Here is a 21,462-nt window from a genome sequence, read left to right as displayed (position 1 = left end):
GCTCACACTGTAGGGGAGGAAACCCGTAGTTACAATTCCGTTATACACGCTGTGGACAATCAGTGGGATACTCCAGAATCCTGCGGAAAGCCGTTGGAAAAATTGAGGTGCGCACCACCCTCAGGTCAGTTCCGCGCGGCCCTTCCGCCAATACCCCATGAAGGCCACCTGCTTGCGGTCCACGCCGACATCGCGCACCAGGTAGCGGCGGAGACCGCGCACCACAGCCGCTTCTCCCGCGATCCACGCGTAGAACGGCTGGGTGCCCGGCGGGCGGTCGGGGTTGATGGTCGACTGGACGATCGCCGTCTCGAGCAGCTGCGGGGTCTCCCACAGGATGGTGCGGTCCACGTCCACGTCCTCCGGCTCGCTGCCGCCCCGTGCGTCCCCGGATCCGGCGAGGGAGACCCAGCCCGGCACCCGGACGGCGTCGCGTACGGCGGCCTCGAGCGGTTCACCGTGCGGCTTGCCGTCGCGCGGGAGCCAGGTGACGGTCACGGACGACGGCGTGTGCAGCTCCTGCACGTCCGCAGCGGTGGGCACCTCCAGGAACGCGTGCCCGCCGACGTCCGCGGGCAGCGACTCGAGGATCGCACCGATCGCGGGCACCGCGGTCTCGTCGCCGGCGAGGAGCACGTGCTGGGCGAGGCCGGGGCTCCACTCGATGCCCCCGTAGGCGCCGGCCGTCAGGCACTGCGCTGCTGCGGCGTTGGGCCCGATCACGCACACGCGGTCACCAGGGCGGCTCGCCGCGGCCCACTCGGCAGCGGGGCCGCCGCGGCCCTCGGCGTCGAGGTGCATCACGAAGTCGACGTCGATCTCCGGGACCGCGCCGTCGCAGCGCGAGGCCCGCACCGTGTAGGTGCGCATGGATCCGCGCTCCTCGGCCTCCATGGCGAGCCAGGACTGGTACCAGCTCGCGCTGTCACCGCTCGCCATCAGGCCCGCGATGTCCGGGCACGGGCGTCCGGCCGAGGGGATGATGATCTTGATCCGGAGGTCGAGGCTGTCCCCGGCCACTCCGAAACCCTTCAGGCACGCCCCGCCGAAGGTGATCCGGCGGAAGTTCGGGCTGAGGTCGCGCACGCGGGTGACGGCGACGTCGAACGCCAGCACCATCGGTTCGGTGTCCGCGGCAGTACGCCGTGCGGTTCGCTCGGTCACGTCGGTCATGATGCTGCCTCCACAGGGGTGGGAACGGAGTCGTGCGGGTTGGGTCGGTAGCCGGCCTGCGGTGGCGCAGGTGCTCCGTGGCTCTCGTGTTTCTCGTTGCTCTCGTGGTCCCGGGCACCGTGGTGGCGCCCGACCGGGACCACCATGGGTGTCGCGGACACGGGGTCCTGGATGATGCGGCAGTCGAGGGTGAAGACCCCGGACACGATCTCCTCGGTGACCACGGCGGCCGGCGGACCCTCCGCGACGATCCTGCCGTCGCGCATGGCGATGAGGTGGTCCGCGTACCGCGCGGCGAGGTTGAGATCGTGCAGCACCATGACCACGGTGGTGCCGGCGCGGCGGTTGAGATCGGTGATGAGGTCGAGCACCTCGATCTGATGGGTGACGTCCAGGAAGGTGGTCGGCTCGTCCAGCAGCAGGATGCCGGTCTGCTGGGCGAGGGCCATGGCGATCCAGACCCGCTGGCGCTGCCCTCCGCTGAGCTCGTCCACGCTGCGGTCGGCGAGCTCCAGGGTGTCGGTGGCCTCCAGTGCGTCGGCCACGGCGGCGTCGTCCTTCGGCGTCCACTGCCGGAACCAGCCCTGGTGCGGGTACCTGCCGCGCCCCACGAGATCGGCCACGCTGATGCCGTCCGGCGCCACGGGCGTCTGCGGCAGGAGGCCGAGCACCCGCGCCACGGACTTCGTGGACTGCTGGTGGATGTCCGTGCCGTTGAGGATCACCGTGCCCTGCGCGGGCTTCAGGAGCCGTGCGAGTCCGCGCAGGAGGGTGGACTTCCCGCAGGCGTTCGCCCCGACGATCACCGTCATCTTCCCCGCGGGCAGGGTCACGGTGAGTCCGTCGACAACGGCCCGTTCGTCGTACGCGAGGGTGATCGCCTCGGCGGCGAGGGTGTCAGCCGTCGCGCCGTCCGCACGCTGCTCGGTGGTGGTCACGGTCAGCCTCCCTGTCCGGAGCGGTTGGCGGTGGCGAGCAGCCACAGCAGGAACGGGGCGCCGAGGGCGCCGGTGACGATCCCGACGGGAAGGGCCGTGCCCGGAACGAGGTTGGCGGCCACGAAATCGGCCGCGAGGACGATCACGCACCCCACGAGCGCTGCCATGGTGAGGGACGGCCGGTTGCCGAGCAGACGCCGGGCGATGGGACCCGACAGGAAGGCGACGGACGCCACGGGGCCGGCCGCGGCGGTCGCCACGGCGGCAAGGGCCACGGCCGTGACCATCAGCCCGAGCCGCGCGGCCTCGACGCGCAGGCCGAGCCCGGAGGCGGTGTCGTCACCGAGCTCCAGCCCCCGCAGGCTGCGGGAGAGCACCGCGATGGCCGGGAGCAGCACCAGGAGGAAGAGCACCAGGACCGTGACGCGGTCCCAGGAGCTCGAGTTGAGCGAACCGCTGAGCCATAGGACGGCCTCGGAGGCGGTGCGGAGGTCGGTGCGCGTGATGAGGAAACTCACCAGCGCGTGCATCACCGCCGCGAAGCCGATCCCCACGAGGATCAGGCGGTAGCCGGCCACTCCTCCGCGCCGCGAGATCAGGTAGATGGCACCTGCGACCACCAGCGCGCCGACCAGGGCGGAGACCGACACCGCTGCTCCGGCCGCCCCGAAGAGCACGATCGCCGTGACGGCCGAGGCGCTGGCCCCGTAGCTGATGCCGATGATGTCCGGGCTCGCCAGCGGGTTGCGGAGCATGGTCTGGAAGACGGCGCCGGCGATCCCGAACGCCGCACCGATCAGCACGCCGATCACGGCGCGCGGCAGCTTGTTCTCGAGCACGATGAACGAGGCACCGGGGATGTCCGCACCGCCGAGGATGCGGAAGAAGTCCGGGATGGTGACGGTGTAGGACCCGAGCAGCACGGCGACGGCGAACAGCACCACGATGAGCGCCGCGGTGGCGCCCATGCGCGTGGCGGTGGACCGACGACGGCGCGAGCGGATGGCGGACAGCCGCGCGGCAGGGAGCGCCGGCGCCTCAGGGGCGCCATCGGGAGCCGGCGCGGCGGGGACGCGGTGGAGGGCAGTGCTCACAGCTGGGCCATCCGGCGCCGGCGCACGAGCCAGACGAAGAAGGGAGCGCCGATGACGGCGGTCATGATGCCCACCTGCACTTCGCCCGGTGGCAGGATCACACGCCCCACGATGTCCGCGCCGAGGAGCAGCACGGGCCCGAGGAGTGCGGAGAACGGCAGGATCCACCGGTAGTCCGGCCCGACCACGAGCCTCACCATGTGCGGTATCACGAGCCCCACGAACGCGATGGGCCCCGCCGCCGCCGTGGCGGCACCGCACAGGATCACGACGCCGAGGCCCGTGATCCCGCGAGCGACGTTCACGTTCTGCCCGAGCCCCCGCGCGATGTCGTCGCCGAGAGCGAGGCTGTTGAGCACCTTGCCGGTACCCAGGGTCAGGACCAGCCCGGCCAGGAGGAAGGGCGCGACGGCGCCGATGACGTCCCAGCCGCGGCCCGCGAGCGTGCCGACCTGCCAGAACCGGAACGCGTCGAGCGTCTCCTGGCTCGAGACGAGCACGGCGTTGGTCAGGCTGGCGAGACCGGCCGCGAGGGCCGCGCCCGCGAGGGCGAGCTTGACCGGCGTCGCGCCTTCGCGGCCCAGGCTCGCCACGGCATAGACGAGGACGGCGGCGGCACCGGCACCCGCGAAGGCGAACCAGAGGTAGCCGGAGGCGCCGTTCACGCCGAACAGGTAGATGCCCACCACCACCGCGAGAGCGGCGCCCGCGTTGATGCCGAGGATCCCGGAATCGGCGAGGGGGTTCCGCGCGATGCCCTGCAGTGCGGCGCCCGCGGCGGCCAGTGCAGCCCCGACCAGCAGCCCCACCACGGTGCGCGGGATGCGGGAGAGCACCACCGCGTGGTCACCGTTCGCGGGGTCGAACGCCGTGAGGGCGCTGATCATGGTGCCCGGGGCGACGCTCCTCGCCCCGATGGTGAGCGAGGCGACGCAGAGCGCCGCGAGGACGAGAGCGGCGAGGGACAGCCGGAGGAGCATGGGGAGCGTCGTGGACCGGCGACGCCCGGGGTCGATCGTCTCCGGCAACGGCACGGAGGAGGCGTGGACTACCATGGAGCCTCCCTCAGACGGACGATCTTCTCTGAAGTAAGGCTAGCCTAGGCTTCCCCGCATTAGGAAACGCTCCCGTTGCCTAATTGGCCACTCCCCCGGGCGACGGCGAGACCCGCCGTGACCCCGGTGTCCCCATCGTCCCCCGCCGTCGCCCGTCCTGACCCGTCCCGCTCGAGGCGGCGGCGTGCTGCGGCCGGCCTACGCTGCTGCGGGCGGCGTGCCGTCGCCGAACGGGCGGCCACCCAGGGACTCGCGTCCGTGGGCGGAGGTCCACCCGGAGAGGTCAGGACCCTTGGGGACGATCCCGGTGGGATTGATGTCCTCGTGGACGATGTAGTAGTGCTGCTTGATCTGCTCGAAGTCCACCGTGTCGCCGAAGCCGGGCGTCTGGAAGAGGTCGCGAGCGTAGCCCCACAGGGCAGGCATCTCGCTGAGCTTGTTCCTGTTGCACTTGAAGTGCCCGTGGTACACGGGATCGAAGCGGACCAGCGTCGTGAAGAGCCGGACGTCGGCCTCGGTGATGGTGTCCCCGACCAGGAAGCGCTGACCGGTCAGGCGCTCCTCGAGCCAATCGAGTGCCGTGAAGAGGCGGTCGTAGGCGGCCTCGTACGCCTCCTGCGAGCCGGCGAAGCCGCAGCGGTACACCCCGTTGTTGACCTCCGTGAACACACGCTTGTTGACGGTGTCGATCTCCTCGCGGAGGTGCTCGGGGTAGAGGTCCGGAGCGCCGTCGCGGTGGTACTCGCTCCACTCGCTCGAGAAGTCGAGCGTGATCTGGGGGAAGTTGTTGGTGACCACGGCGCCCGTGGTGGTGTCGACGATCGCCGGCACGGTGATGCCGCGTGAGTAGTTCGGGTCGCGCGTGAAGAACGCCTCCTGCAACCGCTCGATCCCGAGTACGGGGTCACGGCCGTCGGGGTCGAGGTCGAAGGTCCATGACCGGCTGTCGTGCGTGGGGCCGGGCGTGCCGAGGGAGATAGCGTCCTCGAGGCCGAGGAGCCTCCGGACGATGATGGTGCGGTTGGCCCACGGGCAGGCACGGGCCGCGACGAGCCGGTAGCGCCCGGGCTCCACCGGGTACCCGTCCGCGCCGTCGCGCGTGATGCGCGTCTCGATGTACTGGGTGTCCCGCGTGAACTCCTTGCCGCCGGTCACATAGGAACCCTTGGTGCTGTGCTCTGACTGCTCTGACTGCTGCGTGTCGGTCATGTCCGTCAGTCTAGGGTCGCGGACGGACAGGAGGCCCGGTCGCAGTGCGACCGGGCCTCCTGGACGGAAAGGGGGGGTGTCCTAGCTGCGGCTGGAGTCTCGACCGTACTTCTCGCGCAGTTCCCGGCCTTCGCGGATCAGCTTGATCTTCTTCTCCTGCTTCTTGTCCGCGGCCTTGGTGTCGCGCGGCGGGAGCTGGATGGTCTCCTCCGCCTCGATACCACCCTGCAGCTGGCGGCCACGCTCCATCTCGGCGTCGAACTCGACACCGAAGAGCAGCGAGAGGTTCGCGAGCCAGAGCCACAGCAGGAACACGATGACACCCGCGATGGCCCCGTAGGTGGCGTTGTAGCTTCCGAAGTTGGAGACGTAGAACGAGAACCCGGCCGTGGTGATCGCGAGGACGATCAGGGCGATGAAGCCGCCGAGGCTCATCCAGCGGAACTTGGGCTGCTTGATATTGGGCGATCCGTAGTAGAGGACGGCGATCATGAGGACCGCGAAGAGCACCATGACAGGCCACTTCGCGATGCTCCAGATGGTCACTGCAGTGCTGCCCAGACCGATGGTGTTACCGACCGCCTCGGCCACCGGGCCGGAGAGCACGAGCATGAGGCCCATGAGCACGATCAGCAGGAGCACCACGATGGTGATGACCAGCACCTGGGGGCGCAACTTGAGGAGACCGCGGCCCTCCTCCACCTCGTACACACGGTTCATGGCGCGGGAGAAAGCGAGCACATACCCGGAGGCGGAGAAGATGGCGCCCAGCAGACCGATGACGAAGCCGAGACCAGCAGCTTCGTTCGAAGCGAGGGCAAGGATCTGCGGCCGGATGGTGTCGACGGTCTCTTGCGAGGTGAACCCGCGGACGATCTCGAGCAGGGCGTTCGTGGTGTTCTCGGCTTGCCCGAAGAGCCCGAGGAGCGAGAGCAGCGCGATGATGCCGGGGAAGATCGCGAGGACCGCGTAATAGGTCAGCGATGCGGCGAGGTCGGTGCACTGGTCCTTCCCGAACTCGCTGACCGTCCGCTTGAACACGTACTTCCACGCCGGCTTCTTGACGTCCTTCGGATCGTCGGGCTTCCGGGAATCGTTCGGGTCAGGAGCGTTCTGCGCCTTCTTGGAGGTTTCGCTCGGTGCGCCCTCGCGGACCTTGCTGTTACTGCTCACGGTGACCTCCGGGTTCGGCCCCGGTCGGTCCCGAGGCGGCTGGCTGCGCTGTACGTCTGCTTCAACTGCACCATAAGCTTACTTAGTAGTCCAGTCCCGAATCGGTGCGTCCACGTGCCCTTCCCCGTTCAAGGTCCAGGAGTAGAAGCATGCGCATTGCAGTCACCGGCGCCACCGGCAACGTCGGCACCGCCTTCCTCGCGCGGCTGAAGCGTGCCGCCGCCTCCAACGAGACGACCCATCATTCCGGCCCCACTGCCCCAGGGAACGCCGGCACCATCTCCGTCACGGGGATCGTCCGCACCGTCCCGGATACCTCCGTGGAACCGTACGACGGCGTCGACTGGCATGCCATCGACATCGGCACCGATGACGGCCGCGACGCCCTGACGCGTGTGTTCGAGGGGGCCGACGCCGTCGTGCACCTCGCGTGGGCCATCCAGCCCAACCGCGACGAGGCAGCGATGTACCGGACCAACGTGACCGGTACCGCGAACGTCCTCGCGGCGGCCGGCGCGGCCGGGGTGCGGCAGGTGGTGTGCGCCTCGTCGGTCGGTGCCTACTCTGCTGCCGACAAGGACACCCGCAAGGACGAGACCTGGCCCACGGAGGGCATCGCGTCCTCGCACTACAGCCGGCACAAGGCCGCTCAGGAGCGCCTGCTCGACACCTTCGAGCGGGAGTACCCGGAGATCCCGGTGGCACGGCTCCGCCCCGGGCTGATCTTCCAGGAGCAGGCCGGCAGCGAGATCGGCCGGTACTTCCTGGGGCCACTGGTACCGAAGATCCTGCTGGGCGGCGGGCCGCTGCCGATGGTCCCCATTCCGAAGGCTTTCGTGTTCCAGGCCGTGCACGCCGACGACGTCGCCGACGCCTACTGGCGGGTGATCGTGCACCGCGCGTCCGGCGCCTTCAACATCGCCGCCGAGCCGGAACTGAACCCCGAGCGCGTCGCCGACCTCCTCGGCGCGAGCAGGGTGATCGGCCTGCCGGTGCGCGTGCTGCGCTGGATCGTCGCCGCGAGCTGGGGCGCCGGTCTGCAGCGCACCGATCCGGGGTGGATCGACATGGCAGCCGGCAGCCCGGTCATGGACGTCACTCGCGCCCGTGCCGAGCTGGGCTGGGAGCCGCAGCGATCGTCCCGCGAAGCCATGGCAGAGGTGCTGGCCGGTCTCCGCAGCGGCAGCGGACGGAATGCCTCACCCAAGCTGTACCGGCGCTCGGACGGCTAGGCCACCGCATTTACGCGGCTGCGACGGCGTCCGTTCGGTCAGCGCGACGGCGGTCAGGCGCCGGCGGCCGCTCCGGGCGCCGGGACCCGCACCTCCGCACACGCTGCGGGGCTGGGCTCCGCGGCCCTCACCAGCGGGATGCCCTCGGGCAACTGGTCAGGCGTCGCTGGCATGCTCGCGGTGAACACCGCTCCGCCCTCGGGCCGGTTCCGCACGCTGAGAACACCGCCGTGGCTCTCCACGATCCGCCGGCAGATCGCGAGGCCGAGACCCGTGCCCGAGGCCTGGCGCAGACCGTTCGCAGAGCGGTGGAACTCCTCGAAGACGAGTTCCAGGTCACCCTCGGGAACCCCGATCCCGTTGTCCGCGACGCTCACCAGGGTTCGGCCGGTGGACGCCTCCACGGAGGTGGTGATGCGCACCTCCGCGGCGCCGTCCTGACGCCCGTACTTCATGGCGTTGCCGATCAGATTCTCCAGGAGCTGCAGGAACAGGCGCTCGTCGGCATACACGGGCTGCGGTGCGTCGATGACGAACCGGACGTCCGGCAACTGCGTGCCGGGCAGGGCGGTCCGCACGTCCACGATGTTCGCCGCGAGGCGCGCGACGTCGAGCTCGGACGCCGTCAGCTTCTCCTCCTTGGCGAGGCTGTAGGCCAGCAGGTTCCGGATGAGGTTACGCATGCGTCGGCTCGCCTGCTGGAGTCGCTCGATGCTCGCGCGGCGCTCGGCCGCGGGCAGGTCGGGGTCCTCGAGCATCTCGAGCCAGCCGTCGAACACCGTGAGGGGCGTCAAAAGATCGTGCGCCACGACTGCGGCGAACCGGCTGAGGTCCTGCTGATGCATACGTTCTGCCGTGACGTTGTGCATCACCACGAGCGCGCCCTGACCGTCCGGAAGCGGCACGGCGTCCACCGTCAGGTGCATGACCTCGCCGTCCCGGTGCGTGAGGTCCACGTCCATGCGCTCGGTCGCGACACCCTGCAGCGCCAGCGTCAGGGGGTTCTCCGCGTCCTCCAGGGTTGAGCCGTCCGTCTTCGTGACCTCGTACTCACGAATCCGCTCCTCGCCCGGCTGGGCCTTGCCCAGCCACCGCTCGCTCGTAGCATTCTGGAACACGAGGCGCCGCCCGGGCCCGGCCACGAGGACGCCGTCGTTCATCTTGCCGATCACGAGGTCACGGAGGTCCGCGGCGGCCTTGGCCTCGGCGGTGGCCCGGTACAGGCGGTCGATCAGGCGGCGTCGCTCGTCCATGCTCAGGGCGAGGACGGCGGAGAGGGAGAAGGCGATGAACATGAACGACTGCGCCACGTATGCCGCGGCGCCCGGCCCGAGGTCCTGGAAGGGTCCGCGACCCTCCAGCGTGAAGAGGACCAGGAAGGCGCCGCTGACCAGTCCGTGCAGCATGGCCCACCCCGAACGGAGGCGGAGCCCTGCCCACATGTGCGCAGGAATGGTGGCGTAGGCGACCGGGAGCGCCGTGGCGGTCGCGAAGGTCGCGACGTACAGGATGACGGAGACGACGGCGAGCATCGCGTACTCCGCACGCCGCGCTGGCGGTAGCGGCGACGGAACCTGCCCGGCAGCCCGGGCACGGATGCTCGAGGCGATCACGATGCCCAGTGATCCGAGTGCCGTGAGCGACACCGCGTGGCGCACGAGCCACGGGATGAAGGCGGCGAGGGGCTCGGGGGCCCCGTTCAGGGCACTGCCGACGACGATCACCAGGGCGCCGACCGCGCAGGCCACGAGGGCGATGGAGCCCACACGGAGATAATCCCCGACGGTCCGGACGTCGAGACCGGGCACGAAGCGGCGGAACAGGGCAACGGCGACGACTGTCTGGGCGACGCTGCCGACGGCCACCGCCACGCCGAGCACGGGGGTGAGTCCGGTGATGAGGTTCACCGCGGCGAGGATGGGCAGGCTCGCGACGAGCGAGACTGCGAGGTCCGCCCGCGAGCGCGACGCCCACAGCCCCCAGAGGAAGGTGATGCCCGCCGCGGGCCAGACCAGCGCGAGACCGGAGGACTCGAGGTTGGTGCTCCGCCCGAGGGCGGCCGCAGCGACGAGGACCAGGCCGAAGAGGAGGTGCAGGGCCGCCGGCGGCAACGCCACAAACCGCCCCGCGATCGCCTGCATTCGCCCCTTGCTCATGCCACTACCTGTTCAGAAACGTGAATGTTCCCGCCGCCGGACCAGGACGAGCGGGTGCGAAGCCGGAAGACCGCCGCGTCAGACAGCCTAACGGCTGATGACCTGCCGCACGGGAGGACGTGACTCTGCTGCGAGCGCTTCGTCGCGACGATGCCACTTCGAAGGCGAGCCGTCGCATGACCGAGCCATCGCCGGGATGACCGACCGACCCCTGACCGAGGTCACCGATCAGCGGAGGCAAGGACGCCCGAGATGAGCAGTTGCACAAGGACATCGGCCTCGTACGCGCCGTCACCGGCCGCACCGATACAGAGGTTCCCGATCCCCTTCAGCACGTTGTACGCATCGACCGGCGGGTGCCCGTTCACTGGTTCGAGCGCCGCCCCGAGGAGCGAGGCGCACACCGGGACGAGACGATCGACGAAGTAGGCGTGGAGAGCGTCGGACCCCGCGCTGTCCCCCTGCAGCGCGCCGGCCAATCCGTGCTTCGTGACCAGGAATTCCACGAACAGTGTCACCCAGGCACGTAATGCCACCTCGGGCGTGGCGCTCTCCGAGAGCAATCGCGGACCGGCGTCCGCGCAGGCCTCGACCTGGCGCCTGTACACCGCGACCACGAGCTCCGAACGCGTCGGGAAGTGACGGTAGATCGTTCCCGTGCCGACGCCGGCCTTCGCTGCGATCTCCCGCACCGGGGCGTCCACCCCGGAGGTCACGAACACCGCTGCAGCTGCGTCCAGGAGAGCCTGCTCGCTCTGACGTGGTCGACCGACCTGCTTGGCCGGCACACGCCGCGGCCGTTCATCGTGCGTGTCGATCACACTGCCCCCTGCTGAGCCGACCCCTGCTTGCATAACGGAACATTGTTCCGTTATGTTTCGGAACGACGCTCCGATACCCGCATCGTAAAGCGCGACCATTCGAAAGGAAAGCTGCCATGACGTCGTCACTCGTCGACACACTGGAGGGCATCATCGGTGCCGCCACCCCGGTCGTCTCCGTCGCCCCTCTCGGACTCTCCGCTCCGGGGCGATCGCTCCCGCTGCAGGTGCGCGTCTCCGTGCCTGCAACCGGTACGGATCTTCCTGTCGTGGTGTTCTCTCACGGCAACGGGTGGAACTTGGACGGGTACGCGCCCCTGACGGCGTTCTGGGCTTCCCGCGGGTTCGTCGTGATCCAGCCCACACACCTGGATTCACGCCGGAATGGCTTCGGATTCGACCATCCGGCGTTCCCGACGATCTGGACCGAGCGGATCGCTGATCTCACACGCATCCTCGACCAGTTGGATGCTGTCGAGGCCGCCGTCCCCGGGCTTGCCGGCCGGATCGATCCCAGCCGGGTCGCCGCCACCGGTCACTCCTGGGGCGGACAGACAGCTCAGGCCCTCCTCGGAGCGCGGATCTTGGACGATACGGGGCAGGTCGGCGAGGACATGACCGACAGTCGTGTCACCGCGGGCATCCTGTTCGCCGCAACCGGTGTGGCCGGTGATGACCTGCACCCGTTCGCGCAGGCGAACTTCCCCTTTATGCGCCCCTCGTTCCAGGAACTGACCACCCCGACACTCGTTGTTGCCGGTGACCGTGACCAGTCGAAGATGTCCAGCCGCGGACCCGACTGGTTCACCGACGCCTATACGTACAGCCCCGGCGCCACCGACCTCCTCACGCTCCACGGAGCCGAGCACGCTCTTGGCGGGATCGTCGGATACGACGTTGCCGAGACCACCGACGAGCATCCGGAGCGCGTCGCCGTCATCCAGCGAATGAGCACCGCCTTCCTCCGGACGGCCCTGCAGGGTGACCGGAACAGCTGGCCCGCTGCCCGTGCCGCCTTCAGGGACAGCGCCGGTCCGATGGGCCGCGTCGACAGCAAGCACTAGGCGCTGGTCGGTGCACTCCTCGCCGACGCTTCCCACGTGAACACGACGTCAGGGCGGAACATCCATGCAGCCGAACCGCTTCCTGCCCGGTGACCTCGTCGCCGACCACGTGGAGTCCGGCGTCTGCACCCGTGATACCGGAGCGGTTGGCGTCCGGGACGGGACGCACCAGGGGCGGGGCACTCAGTGCCCCGCCCCTGGTAATTCCGCCGACGACGCGTCAGGCGAGGCTGGCGGTGTCGATCACGAAGCGGTAGCGCACGTCCGAGGACAGCACGCGCTCGTAGGCCTCGTTGACGGCGTCGGCCGTGATGACCTCGACCTCCGGGGCGATCCCGTGCTCGGCGCAGAAGTCCAGCATCTCCTGGGTCTCACGGATCCCGCCGATGCCCGAGCCCGCGAAGGACCGGCGCTGGTTGAAGAGCGTGAAGACGTGCAGCGGCAGGGCGTCCGCCGGCGCACCCACGTTCACCATGGTGCCGTTGAGCCGCAGCATCGAGAGATACGCGTCGAGGTCGATCTTCGCGCTCACGGTGTTGATGATGAGGTCGAAGGTCGTGGAGAGCTTCTCGAAGGTCTCGGGATCGCTCGTGGCATAGTAGCCCGTGGCGCCGAAACGCTTGCCGTCCTCCTGCTTGCTCAGGCTCTGCGAGAGCACGGTGACCTCGGCGCCCATGGCGTGCGCGATCTTCACGGCCATGTGGCCGAGCCCGCCGAGCCCCACGACGGCGACCTTCTTGCCCGGCCCTGCGTTCCAGTGGTTCAGCGGGGAGTAGGTGGTGATGCCGGCGCAGAGCAGGGGTGCGGCCGCCTCGTAGGGGATGGCCTCGGGCACCTTCAGCACGAAGTGCTCGTCCACCACCACGTGCGTGGAGTAGCCACCCTGGGTGATGGTCCCGTCGCGGTCCTTCGCGCCATAGGTGCCGACGTTGCCCTTGAGGCAGTACTGTTCCTCGCCGGCGGTGCAGTTCTCGCACTCGCGGCAGGAGTTCACCATGCAGCCCACACCCACGCGGTCCCCGACGGCGTGGGTGGAGACCTCGGAGCCGACCTCGTCGACGACGCCGACGATCTCGTGACCGACGGTCAGCGGGTACTGCTGCCGGCCCCACTCGCCGCGGACGGTGTGGATGTCGGAGTGGCAGATGCCCGCGTAGGCGATGGAGATCAGGACGTCCTTCGGCCCCACCTCGCGACGTTCGATGGTGGTGGGGACGAGGGGTTCGGTGGCTGACGGCGCGGCGTAGGCGTTGACGGTTGTGATGGCGTTCCTCCTGGAAGGTTCGGGAGCGGCGGGCGGGCGTGCTCGCCGTGGGTCTCCCTCGCGGTACTCGCTCCTCCCACGGTAGGTCCTGCCGGCGCTTCCTGCAGAACCGGTACCTCCTGCAGACCATGATGCGCTCCGCGAACACCACTGTGCCGATTGTGGCTCCCCACCCCCGCGATGGAGGATGGGAGGGCAGCTCCCATCCTCGACAGGAGACCACCATGGAGTACTCGTACGACGTCCTCGTGATCGGCGGAGGACCCGCCGGCATGGCCGCCGCGACCCGCGCAGCAGAACTCGGAGCCCGCACCGCCGTCGTCGAGCGCTCCGCCCTCGGCGGCACGTGCGTCAACTCGGGCTGCGTGCCCACGCGCGTGCTCGCGAAGACCGCGCGGCTGTTCCGCGAGGTACGCACCGCCTACGACTACGGGATCGTGGTGGCCGAGCCGTCCGTGGACTGGGACAAGACGGTGCAGCGCGTACGGGCGACCGTCGCCCGGGTGCTCGACGCCAAGGGCTACGGCGCCACCATGAAGCGGCTCTCGATCGAGCTCCTCGAGGGCGATGCGACCCTGACCGGCCAGCACTCCGTCGTGGTCGACGGCCGCGAGGTCACGGCGGCGTCGATCATCCTGTGCATCGGTGGCAGCGGACGCCGCCTGCCCATCGAGGGCGCCGAGTACGCCGTCCTCCCCCACGAGGTCCTGGGACTCGAGAGCCTGCCGGGCAGCGTCGCGATCATCGGCGGCGGCCACACCGGCGCCCAGATGACCACCATCTTCGACGCGCTCGGCTCCGAGGTGCTGCTCCTCGACCTCGCGCCGCGCATCCTCATGACGGAGGACGACGACGTCGCGGCGGCCGTCACCGCGAGCTTCACCGGCAAGGGCGTGCAGGTGGAGACCGCGATCGGCGGGATCGACAGCATCGTCAAGGGCGAGGACGGCCTCACCCTGACCTGGAAGCGCGACGACGCGCAGCACTCCCGCGTGGTGGACGCCGTCATCATGGCCGCGGGCTGGCCCGCGAACCTCGGCGGCCTCGGGCTCGACGCGGCCGGCGTGGAGACCGCCCGCTCGTTCATCCCCGTGGACGAGTACCTCCGCTCCAACGTGCCCCACATCTACGTGGCGGGCGACGCCAACGGCAGCAGCATGCTCGTGCAGGCCGCCGTGTTCGAGGGCGAGACCGCCGCGGAGAACGCCGTGCTCGGCGCCACCCGCACCACACCGCACCACCTTCTGCCCGAGGGCGGCTTCACCGATCCCGACTACGCCGGCGTGGGCCTGACCGAGGCGAAGGCACGTGAGCGCGACGCCGAGTGCCACGCGGTGACCGTGCCCTACGCCGTCGTCGAGCGCCCCATCATCGACGACCGCGAGCAGGGCTTCCTGAAGCTCGTGATCGACCGGCGGCGTGAACTCATCCTCGGCGCCCACGCCGTGGGCGAGAACGCCGTCGAGGTGGTCACCGCCGTGGCGTCGGCGATGGCCGCGGGTACGGACCTTGCCACGCTGGCGCGCGTGAAGTTCGCGTACCCCACCTACAGCGCCGTGATCGGTCACGCCGCGAGGGCCGGGCTCCGGAACTAGCGCGGCACGCGCGCCAGGATCCGGTACTGCGGGTTCTGCTCGAGGAACGCCCTGGCCGCGGGGCACCCGGGGATCACCCCGAGGCGCCGCTTGTGCGCATGGAGCATGGCCTGCCGCAGGAGGATCGGCGTGAGGCCCCGGCCCTCGAAGCCGGGCGTCTCCACGAGCGCTCGCAGGGTGAGCCGACCGTCCACGAGGGAGTACCTGAGGTAGGCGGCCAGTGAGCCGTCGAGGAACAGCTCGAAACGGGAGCCGAAGGCGGAGTTCTTGAACACCTGGCGCCGCGTCTCGGCGGTGCTGTGTGTTCGCGCCTGCGCGGCGCGCGCCTCGATCTCCTCGACGGCGGCGGCGTAACGCTCACCGGCGTCGAACGGAGGCCGCTCGGCGTCGAGCAGCAGGAACATCCGGTTGGCGAGGACGCGCAACTCGGACGTCGTGACGTCGGTGAGGTCCAGGGTGGCCAGTGCCGTGCGCATCCATTCCGCTTCGCGCTCCCGCTTCGTGGGAGGTGCTGGGACGAGGATGCGCTCGTTGCCCGCGGGACCGCCCGTGAGCTGGTCCTGCTCGCTGGGCTGGTCCAGATCGCTGATCAGGGAGGGGGTGCAGACGGCGGACGGGCCGAGCATGTCCGGCAGGGTCGAAGGTTCTGTCATAGAAGATCCGATGATGGTCAGGTGCCGCAGCCCGCTGCTGGACCGTGGCGTGACAGACACTAGCTGCCGCCACCCCCAGAAAACTCAGGAGTGTGCCGGGTGCGACCCCGTCCGAGCGGCACGCCGGGCGTCCTGGCGGCGCCAGATCGCGGCCATGACGGCCCCCGAGACGTTGTGCCACACGGAGAAGATGGCCCCGGGCAGCGCCGCTTCCGGGGTCAGGTACGTCCGCGCAAGACCCGCCGCGAGGCCCGAGTTCTGCATGCCCACCTCGATGGCCGTGGTCCTCCGGGCGGTCAGCGGCAGCCGGAAGAGCCTCGCGGCGCCGTACCCCAGCGCGTACCCGAGACCGTTGTGGAGCACCACTGCGATAAGGACGAGGAATCCTGCCGAGGCGATGACCGCGGCGCTGCCGGAGACCACTGCGATCACCACCACGGTGATGGCGGCGACGGAGATCCACGGGAGGGCCGGAAGCAGGCGCTCGACCACGCGGGGGAGGAACAGGCGCACGAGGAGGCCCACGATCACCGGGATGAGCACGATCTGCAGGATCGTCCCGCCGATCGCGGCGGCGACCACCGGCATGTACTGCCCGGCGAGCCACAGGGTCAGCAGCGGCGTGAGGAAGGGGGCGAGCAGCGTGGAGACCGAGGTCATCGCCACGGAGAGCGCCACGTCACCGCGCGCCAGGTAGGAGACGATGTTCGACGCCGTCCCGCCCGGGCAGCAGCCCACGAGGATCACGCCGGCCGCGAGCGCGGGTGGGAGCCCCAGCGCCAGCGAGATGGCCCAGCCCAGCAGCGGCATGATGAGGTACTGCGCCACCACACCGATCACCACGGGCACCGGGCGCCGCCCGATCACTGCGAAATCCACCGGGGTGAGCGTCAGTCCCATGCCGAACATGATCACGCCGAGGAGAGGATTGACGAGCGGCCCGAGACCCGTGAAGGTCGACGGCGTGAGCACCGCCACGAGGCCGCCGGCGAGGATGAGGAGGGGGAAGAGGGTCACCGCGATCCGCGCGCTGCGGTCCTCGGCCGTGCTGGGAGCGGTGCTCGTGGGATCCATGGGTCAAAGGAATACCACGGACCGCCCGCACCTGCTTTGCTACAGTGACTTCCACCGAAAGGCAAGGCTACTTACCAACGGACCGACGGCAGGGATCACGATGGCGAAGCCCGACAAGAAGTTCACCGCGACCGAGGAATCGACGAGCAAGCATCCGCACGACTGGGGCCGCGCCATGGCTGTCGCCATCTGCCGCCTGACCGACATGGCGCGCGAGGCGGGCGACCCCGTGCACGACGAGGCGCTCATCGGGGAGGACCTCCACCTGTTCGTCGCCGACACCGAGCACGGTGTGTCCATCGCGATGTCCTGGACCCCGAGCGAGCGTCAGGCAGCGGAAACTCCCGCTCTGACAGCGGGAACGGACGACGGCGGCCCGGACGGCGGCGTCGGCAGCGCCGCGGGAGGCACCAGCGACGGCGGCGAGGAGTCCCCGCACAGTACTGCGGATCAGCGGTTCGACCCGACCGGTAACAGCACGGCCGGTCTGGGTCAGTAGCACCGGACGCGCCCGCCGTCGAGCGCTAAGCAGGCTTATGATTCCCGGGGTAGGCTGACAGGAGGAACACCCGCCGACCCCGTGGAGGACAGCATGAGTGAGCGCAAGAACCCGGATCCCTCGAACGCCGGCAACCCCGACCCGGAGCAGATGAACCTCACGGGCCTCGAGCCCGGTGGCGGAGTACCCCCGGGAGAGACGCCCCCGGGCGAGGCGAGCACCACCTGGCAGCAGCCCACCATCGAGGACAAGCCGCAGTCGAAGGGCATCACGGGCCTCTGGCTCGGGCTGATCGGCATCGTCGTCCTGCTGGTCCTGGTCTTCATCATCGGCAACATCGTGGGGATCGTCGACATCGGCTGACGCCACCGGCAGCAACCGACACCCGCTGCCACCGGCTCGTACCGAGCACCTCGCACCACGCGAAAGCCCCTCTCCACTGTCGGAGAGGGGCTTTCGTCGTACCGGTGGTGTCGCGGGAGGCGTTACGCCTCCGCGCCGTCACGCAGCTTGTAGTAGTCGATCAGGGCGGATTCCTCCTCGGCCGAGAGTTCGTACGAACTCGCGGGCTTCGGGGCATCCGTGATCTCCTTCCGGGTCCATGCCACGTGGAGGTCGTCGCCCTCGAAGCGCGAGTCGGCCAGCGGGATGTAGTGCTTCCGGGAGTTCAGCAGCCCGAGGGAGACGGTCACCCACGCGGGGATCCCCGATTCCTTCTCGAGGTGCACGTCGTTGACGACGCCGAGCTTCTTGCCCTTGCTGTCCCACGCCGTCGCGGCCTGGAGCTTGGTGATTTCGGCCTGAGCCATGGAGCTTCCCTTCGAGAGTCGGTTCGCGACCATTCCAGCCGAGATCGGTCGCGAGGGCAATCCGCGCCCCCGCGCGGGGTCACGCCTTGTCGGCGGCCTCGCCGAGCAGCGGCAGGAATCTGTCGAGGGCCCAGACCAGGCTGAGCGGGTTCGCCGCCGAGATTGAGAGGGTCAGCGTGTTGTCGCTGTCCGCCACGAGCGCACCGCTCTGCACGGCGGGGATCTGTCCGAGGAGGGGGTCGGTGCCGATCGCGGCCGCGGTGTCCGCATCGGGTACCCAGGTCACGAAGACGTCGGAATCGAGCTCGTTGGCGCGCTCGGCCGACCACGGGATGAAGAACTCCTCGGAGCCCGTGGTGGCGTCGGTGACGACGTCGGCCTGCACCATGCCGAGCTCGGTGAGGAACTTGGGCCGGTTGTCGTTCGCGGTGTAGACACTCACGCCGTCGGCCGTGCCGGGTTCAAGGTTGCCGTAGATGAAGCTCTTGCCCTCGAGCTGCGGGTACTCGGCCGCTGCCTCGGAGATGGCGGTTTCCGTCTCCGTCACGAGCTCCTCCGCCGCGTCGCTGAGACCGAGCGCCTCACCGATGATCCGCGTGGAGTCCTGCCAGGCGGTTCCGTAGGCGAGTTCGGGGTACGCGATCACGGGCGCGATCTTGCTGAGGGTGTCGTAGTCCTCCTGCGAGATGCCGGAGTAGGCGGCGAGGATCACGTCGGGGTTGGTGGCGGCGATGTCCTGGAAGGCGATGCCGTCCGTCTCCGAGTACTGCACCGGCGCATCCTCGCTGCCGATCTCCGCGCCGAGCTCCTCGAGCTTGGCATCCTTCCACGGGGTGGACTGGTTCTCGTTGCCGCCGTAGGAATCGGCGGGCATCCCGACGGGCACGACGCCGAGGGCCAGGGACACGTCCGCATTCACCCAGGAGACGGTGGCCACGCGCTCGGGCTTCTCCTCGAGGGTCGTCTCGCCGAACGCGTGCTCGATCGTGACGGGGAAGGCACCGGCGTCCGCAGTTGCACTGCTCCCGCCGGTGCTGGTTCCGGCGGTGCCACTGTCGGCGGGACCGGTGGAGCAGGCGGAGAGGGAGAGGACGGCGACGGCGGCGACGGCGATCAGGCCGCGAAGGCGCGAGGGGGCCATGTGGTTCCTTGACTTCTGGGACCTCTCGATGAGGCCTCGGGACGGGGTAGAAGTAAGGCTAACCTAAGCGCCGAGCAATTACGAAATGCTTTCGTTGCGTAATGCGTCAGGGTGTTACTGCTCCCTGGCCCTCCGCGTCTCGCGGTCGTTGGCCTTCTGCAGGGCCTCCACCAACTCGTCCTTCGACATCGAGGAGCGTCCCTTCACGTCCAGCTTCTTCGCGAGGTCGTACAGGTGCTGCTTCGTGGCGTTGGCGTCCACCCCACCGGCCGTCGGCCGGGCCTCGGCGCTGCTGCCCGCGGCCTGATCGTCCGAGGGACCCTTTTCCGCCTTCGGTTCCCAGTGGTCCCCCACCTTCTCGAACCCGTGCTTCAGGGAGGCGAACGCCGTGCGCCTGGCACGTTCGCCGTCGCCGCCGTACTGCTCCTCGGCGGCGTCGAGCGTCGCGGCAAAGGTGTCCTGCGCCTTCCGGTCCGATCTCTGCAGCGTGCTCGGCAGCGTCTCCGGCTTGACCTTGCCGTCCTTCGTGAATCGCGCCATGGTGCGTCCTCCTGCGTCGTCGTGGTCGTCCTAGCCGGGCGGTATGACGACGGCGCTCGCCGTGTCGTTGCGGGGCTCGGCCGCCGCTTCGGCGGAGAGCCCGTCCCGGGCGATCTCGAGCATGCTCGCGGTTCCGAAGACCCCCTGGCCCACGGCGATCCTATGTCCCCGCGCGGTCAGCCCGTCCACCGTGGCCTGGGGGGCGGAACCCTCGACATCGAGCACGTTGTTCGCTGCGTACGGGAAGGTGGACGCCGGGAAGGCCGTGCTCACGTAGCGCGGCCGCGCGATCGCCTCGGCCGGGGAGAGCCCGAAGTCCACGACCCCCATGAACTGCTGCAGCTGCCCCTGCGGCTGGGTGTCCACCCCGGTGTTGCCGCCCAGCAGGTACGGGCGGCCGTCACGCAGGGCCATGTACGGGTTGGAGGTGTGGCGCACGGTGGCACCCGGCGCCACCACGTTCACGTTGCCCTCCTCCAGCGACATGAACTTCATGCGCTCGTTGATGTGGATGCCGGTGTCCCCGACCACGAGGAAGTGCCCGCCGATGCTCGTGGTGACGGCGGCCGCGTTCCCCGCGGCGTCCGTGATCTGGAAGGTCGTGGTGTCCGATGCCGTGCGCTCCAGGCCGCTGCTGATGGGCCACGCGGCCGCAACACCCGGATCGATCCGCTGACGCTGGGCCGCCGCGTACTCCTCGGAGAGCAGCTGGTCCACGGGCACCGGGGTCCTCTCGGGGTCGCCGACCAGCGCGAAGCGGTCCGCGTAGGCGAGTTTCGTCGCCTCGACCTGCGTGTGCACCACGGCGGGATCGTCCGGTGACAGGCCCTCGAAGGTATCACCCTTCAGGATGCTGAGCGCCTCCAGCATGGCGATGCCCTGGCTGTTCGGCGGGTTCTGGAAGACAGTGACGTCCTCGGTGTACGCGAGGGAGATCGGCTCGACGATCTCGGCCGAGTACTGCGCGAGGTCCTCACGCGTGAGATACCCGCCGTTCGCGTCGGAGTACGCCACGATCGATTCCGCGATCGGACCGCGGTAGAAGTGGTCCCGTGCTGCCTGGACGGCGGCGTCACGCCCGCTCGGCAGGGCGGCGTCGTACGCGGCGGCGAGGCCCTCGAAGGTGGCCGCCATCTCCGGCTGGACGATGGTGCTGCCGGTCGCCGCGAGCGCGCCGTTGCGCACGTACAGTGCGCTGAGCGCGGGGTCGGCGCGGATCTGGGCCTCGTGCACGCCGAACCAGTAGGTCATCTCGGTACTGACCGGGTACCCGGTGCGCGCGGCGTCGATGGCCGGGGCGAGGATCACGCCGAGGTCCAGCGTGCCGTACTCCTGCAGCCACAGCATCCAGCCGTCCCACGCGCCGGGCAGGATCGCCTGGTGCATGCCGGGCGCCCCCGCACGGCCCGCGTAGTCGGCGAGGGTGGTCCGGCTGCCCGTGGGGCCCACACCGTTGACACTCGTGACCGCGCCGGTGCCCGCTTCGTAGTAGAGGCCCCAGGTGTCGCCGCCCAGCGCGCTCGAGTAGAACGGCTCGACCACGCTGAGGACGGCGGCGACGGCGAGCGCGGCGTCCGCCGCAGTGCCGCCCGCGGCCAGGATCTGCGCCCCGGCGTCGGTGGCGCGCGTGTTCGACGAGACGACGGCCTGGATCTGGGCGGGTGCGGCAGGGGTCGGCGCGGCGTCGGCGGGCGGCGTCGTCGGTACCTGTGTCGGTTCCGGGGTGGGGCTCGGTGTCGCCTCAGCCGCCGAGGACGAGGCGGTGGGTTCGGACACGGCCGTCTGCTCCCCCGCGCCGGAGACCCGGTTGACGATCAGCACCACCGCGCCGATCAGCAGCAGGACGGCGACGGTGACGGCAGCGACGAGGGGGAACGAGCGGCGCATGGGGGCCTCCTTTTCGACAGATGGTAGAACACGCAGATGAGACCCGCGCCGTGCTGGACCCGACGGCCGGACCGCCGCCGGATGC

General features: G+C 69.7%; 20 protein-coding genes. 5 read left to right on the top strand and 15 right to left on the bottom strand.

Annotation, left to right across the window (positions count from 1 at the left end; translation table 11 throughout):
• Nucleotides 1–120: 120 nt before the first annotated feature.
• The 6 genes from AC4D12_RS01090 to AC4D12_RS01065 form a co-directional block, all read right to left on the bottom strand.
• Complete coding sequence (locus AC4D12_RS01090) at nucleotides 121–1,173, bottom strand: siderophore-interacting protein (protein WP_490947939.1); 1,053 nt, start codon at nucleotides 1,171–1,173, stop codon at nucleotides 121–123.
• Nucleotides 1,170–2,111, bottom strand: coding sequence for an ABC transporter ATP-binding protein (locus tag AC4D12_RS01085; RefSeq protein ID WP_490947938.1), 942 nt, complete (start codon nucleotides 2,109–2,111; stop codon nucleotides 1,170–1,172). The genes AC4D12_RS01090 and AC4D12_RS01085 overlap by 4 nt, the downstream gene beginning before the upstream one ends.
• 2 nt (nucleotides 2,112–2,113) lie before the next feature.
• The gene (locus AC4D12_RS01080; RefSeq protein WP_490948756.1) at nucleotides 2,114–3,079 is read right to left on the bottom strand and encodes a FecCD family ABC transporter permease; all 966 of its coding nucleotides are present in this window, start codon (nucleotides 3,077–3,079) and stop codon (nucleotides 2,114–2,116) included.
• A gap of 122 nt (nucleotides 3,080–3,201) precedes the next feature.
• Nucleotides 3,202–4,260 carry a FecCD family ABC transporter permease gene (locus AC4D12_RS01075; RefSeq protein ID WP_490947937.1) on the bottom strand — a complete coding sequence of 353 codons (1,059 nt, stop codon included), beginning with the start codon at nucleotides 4,258–4,260 and terminating at the stop codon, nucleotides 3,202–3,204.
• A 198-nt stretch (nucleotides 4,261–4,458) separates the two neighbouring features.
• The gene (locus AC4D12_RS01070; RefSeq protein WP_490947936.1) at nucleotides 4,459–5,469 is read right to left on the bottom strand and encodes a glutathione S-transferase family protein; all 1,011 of its coding nucleotides are present in this window, start codon (nucleotides 5,467–5,469) and stop codon (nucleotides 4,459–4,461) included.
• Nucleotides 5,470–5,550: 81 nt separating this feature from the next.
• Nucleotides 5,551–6,642: a YihY/virulence factor BrkB family protein gene (locus tag AC4D12_RS01065; protein WP_490947935.1), complete on the bottom strand. Its 1,092-nt coding sequence runs from the start codon at nucleotides 6,640–6,642 to the stop codon at nucleotides 5,551–5,553.
• Between the two features lie 149 nt (nucleotides 6,643–6,791).
• On the opposite strand from AC4D12_RS01065, the gene AC4D12_RS01060 reads away from it, so the two are divergent.
• Complete coding sequence (locus AC4D12_RS01060) at nucleotides 6,792–7,874, top strand: NAD-dependent epimerase/dehydratase family protein (protein WP_490947934.1); 1,083 nt, start codon at nucleotides 6,792–6,794, stop codon at nucleotides 7,872–7,874.
• A gap of 53 nt (nucleotides 7,875–7,927) precedes the next feature.
• Here AC4D12_RS01060 and AC4D12_RS01055 read toward each other — a convergent pair whose 3' ends face one another.
• Nucleotides 7,928–10,030 (bottom strand): sensor histidine kinase, encoded by a 2,103-nt coding sequence (locus AC4D12_RS01055; RefSeq protein ID WP_490947933.1) that lies wholly within the window; start codon nucleotides 10,028–10,030, stop codon nucleotides 7,928–7,930.
• Nucleotides 10,031–10,251: 221 nt separating this feature from the next.
• Nucleotides 10,252–10,851 carry a TetR/AcrR family transcriptional regulator gene (locus tag AC4D12_RS01050; protein ID WP_490947932.1) on the bottom strand — a complete coding sequence of 200 codons (600 nt, stop codon included), beginning with the start codon at nucleotides 10,849–10,851 and terminating at the stop codon, nucleotides 10,252–10,254.
• A 116-nt stretch (nucleotides 10,852–10,967) separates the two neighbouring features.
• Here AC4D12_RS01050 and AC4D12_RS01045 point away from each other — a divergent pair, with 116 nt between their 5' ends.
• The gene (locus tag AC4D12_RS01045; protein ID WP_490947931.1) at nucleotides 10,968–11,915 is read left to right on the top strand and encodes an alpha/beta hydrolase family protein; all 948 of its coding nucleotides are present in this window, start codon (nucleotides 10,968–10,970) and stop codon (nucleotides 11,913–11,915) included.
• A gap of 220 nt (nucleotides 11,916–12,135) precedes the next feature.
• Here AC4D12_RS01045 and AC4D12_RS01040 read toward each other — a convergent pair whose 3' ends face one another.
• Nucleotides 12,136–13,179 carry an NAD(P)-dependent alcohol dehydrogenase gene (locus AC4D12_RS01040; RefSeq protein WP_490948755.1) on the bottom strand — a complete coding sequence of 348 codons (1,044 nt, stop codon included), beginning with the start codon at nucleotides 13,177–13,179 and terminating at the stop codon, nucleotides 12,136–12,138.
• A 224-nt stretch (nucleotides 13,180–13,403) separates the two neighbouring features.
• On the opposite strand from AC4D12_RS01040, the gene AC4D12_RS01035 reads away from it, so the two are divergent.
• A complete protein-coding gene (locus AC4D12_RS01035; RefSeq protein ID WP_490947930.1) occupies nucleotides 13,404–14,774 on the top strand; it encodes a dihydrolipoyl dehydrogenase family protein in 1,371 nt (456 codons plus the stop codon).
• Here the strand turns inward: AC4D12_RS01035 and AC4D12_RS01030 are convergent.
• Both AC4D12_RS01030 and AC4D12_RS01025 read right to left on the bottom strand, forming a co-directional pair.
• Nucleotides 14,771–15,427: a GNAT family N-acetyltransferase gene (locus AC4D12_RS01030; protein ID WP_490947929.1), complete on the bottom strand. Its 657-nt coding sequence runs from the start codon at nucleotides 15,425–15,427 to the stop codon at nucleotides 14,771–14,773. The genes AC4D12_RS01035 and AC4D12_RS01030 overlap by 4 nt on opposite strands.
• Before the next feature lie 84 nt (nucleotides 15,428–15,511).
• Nucleotides 15,512–16,501 (bottom strand): bile acid:sodium symporter family protein, encoded by a 990-nt coding sequence (locus AC4D12_RS01025; RefSeq protein ID WP_490947928.1) that lies wholly within the window; start codon nucleotides 16,499–16,501, stop codon nucleotides 15,512–15,514.
• A gap of 100 nt (nucleotides 16,502–16,601) precedes the next feature.
• On the opposite strand from AC4D12_RS01025, the gene AC4D12_RS01020 reads away from it, so the two are divergent.
• The gene (locus AC4D12_RS01020; protein WP_490947927.1) at nucleotides 16,602–17,000 is read left to right on the top strand and encodes a hypothetical protein; all 399 of its coding nucleotides are present in this window, start codon (nucleotides 16,602–16,604) and stop codon (nucleotides 16,998–17,000) included.
• A gap of 93 nt (nucleotides 17,001–17,093) precedes the next feature.
• Nucleotides 17,094–17,363 (top strand): DUF6480 family protein, encoded by a 270-nt coding sequence (locus AC4D12_RS01015; RefSeq protein WP_490947926.1) that lies wholly within the window; start codon nucleotides 17,094–17,096, stop codon nucleotides 17,361–17,363.
• Nucleotides 17,364–17,485: 122 nt separating this feature from the next.
• Here the strand turns inward: AC4D12_RS01015 and AC4D12_RS01010 are convergent, their stop codons facing one another.
• The 4 genes from AC4D12_RS01010 to AC4D12_RS00995 form a co-directional block, all read right to left on the bottom strand.
• Nucleotides 17,486–17,809: a PRC-barrel domain-containing protein gene (locus tag AC4D12_RS01010; RefSeq protein WP_490947925.1), complete on the bottom strand. Its 324-nt coding sequence runs from the start codon at nucleotides 17,807–17,809 to the stop codon at nucleotides 17,486–17,488.
• 79 nt (nucleotides 17,810–17,888) lie between these two features.
• Nucleotides 17,889–18,950 (bottom strand): iron-siderophore ABC transporter substrate-binding protein, encoded by a 1,062-nt coding sequence (locus AC4D12_RS01005; protein WP_490947924.1) that lies wholly within the window; start codon nucleotides 18,948–18,950, stop codon nucleotides 17,889–17,891.
• Between the two features lie 114 nt (nucleotides 18,951–19,064).
• Nucleotides 19,065–19,490 carry a ChaB family protein gene (locus AC4D12_RS01000; protein WP_490947923.1) on the bottom strand — a complete coding sequence of 142 codons (426 nt, stop codon included), beginning with the start codon at nucleotides 19,488–19,490 and terminating at the stop codon, nucleotides 19,065–19,067.
• Between the two features lie 30 nt (nucleotides 19,491–19,520).
• The gene (locus AC4D12_RS00995) at nucleotides 19,521–21,377 is read right to left on the bottom strand and encodes a gamma-glutamyltransferase family protein (protein ID WP_490947922.1); all 1,857 of its coding nucleotides are present in this window, start codon (nucleotides 21,375–21,377) and stop codon (nucleotides 19,521–19,523) included.
• Nucleotides 21,378–21,462: the final 85 nt, after the last annotated feature.

This window comes from Arthrobacter sp. TJ-266 (assembly GCF_058269115.1).
This window is presented reverse-complemented; position numbering and strand designations above follow the sequence as displayed.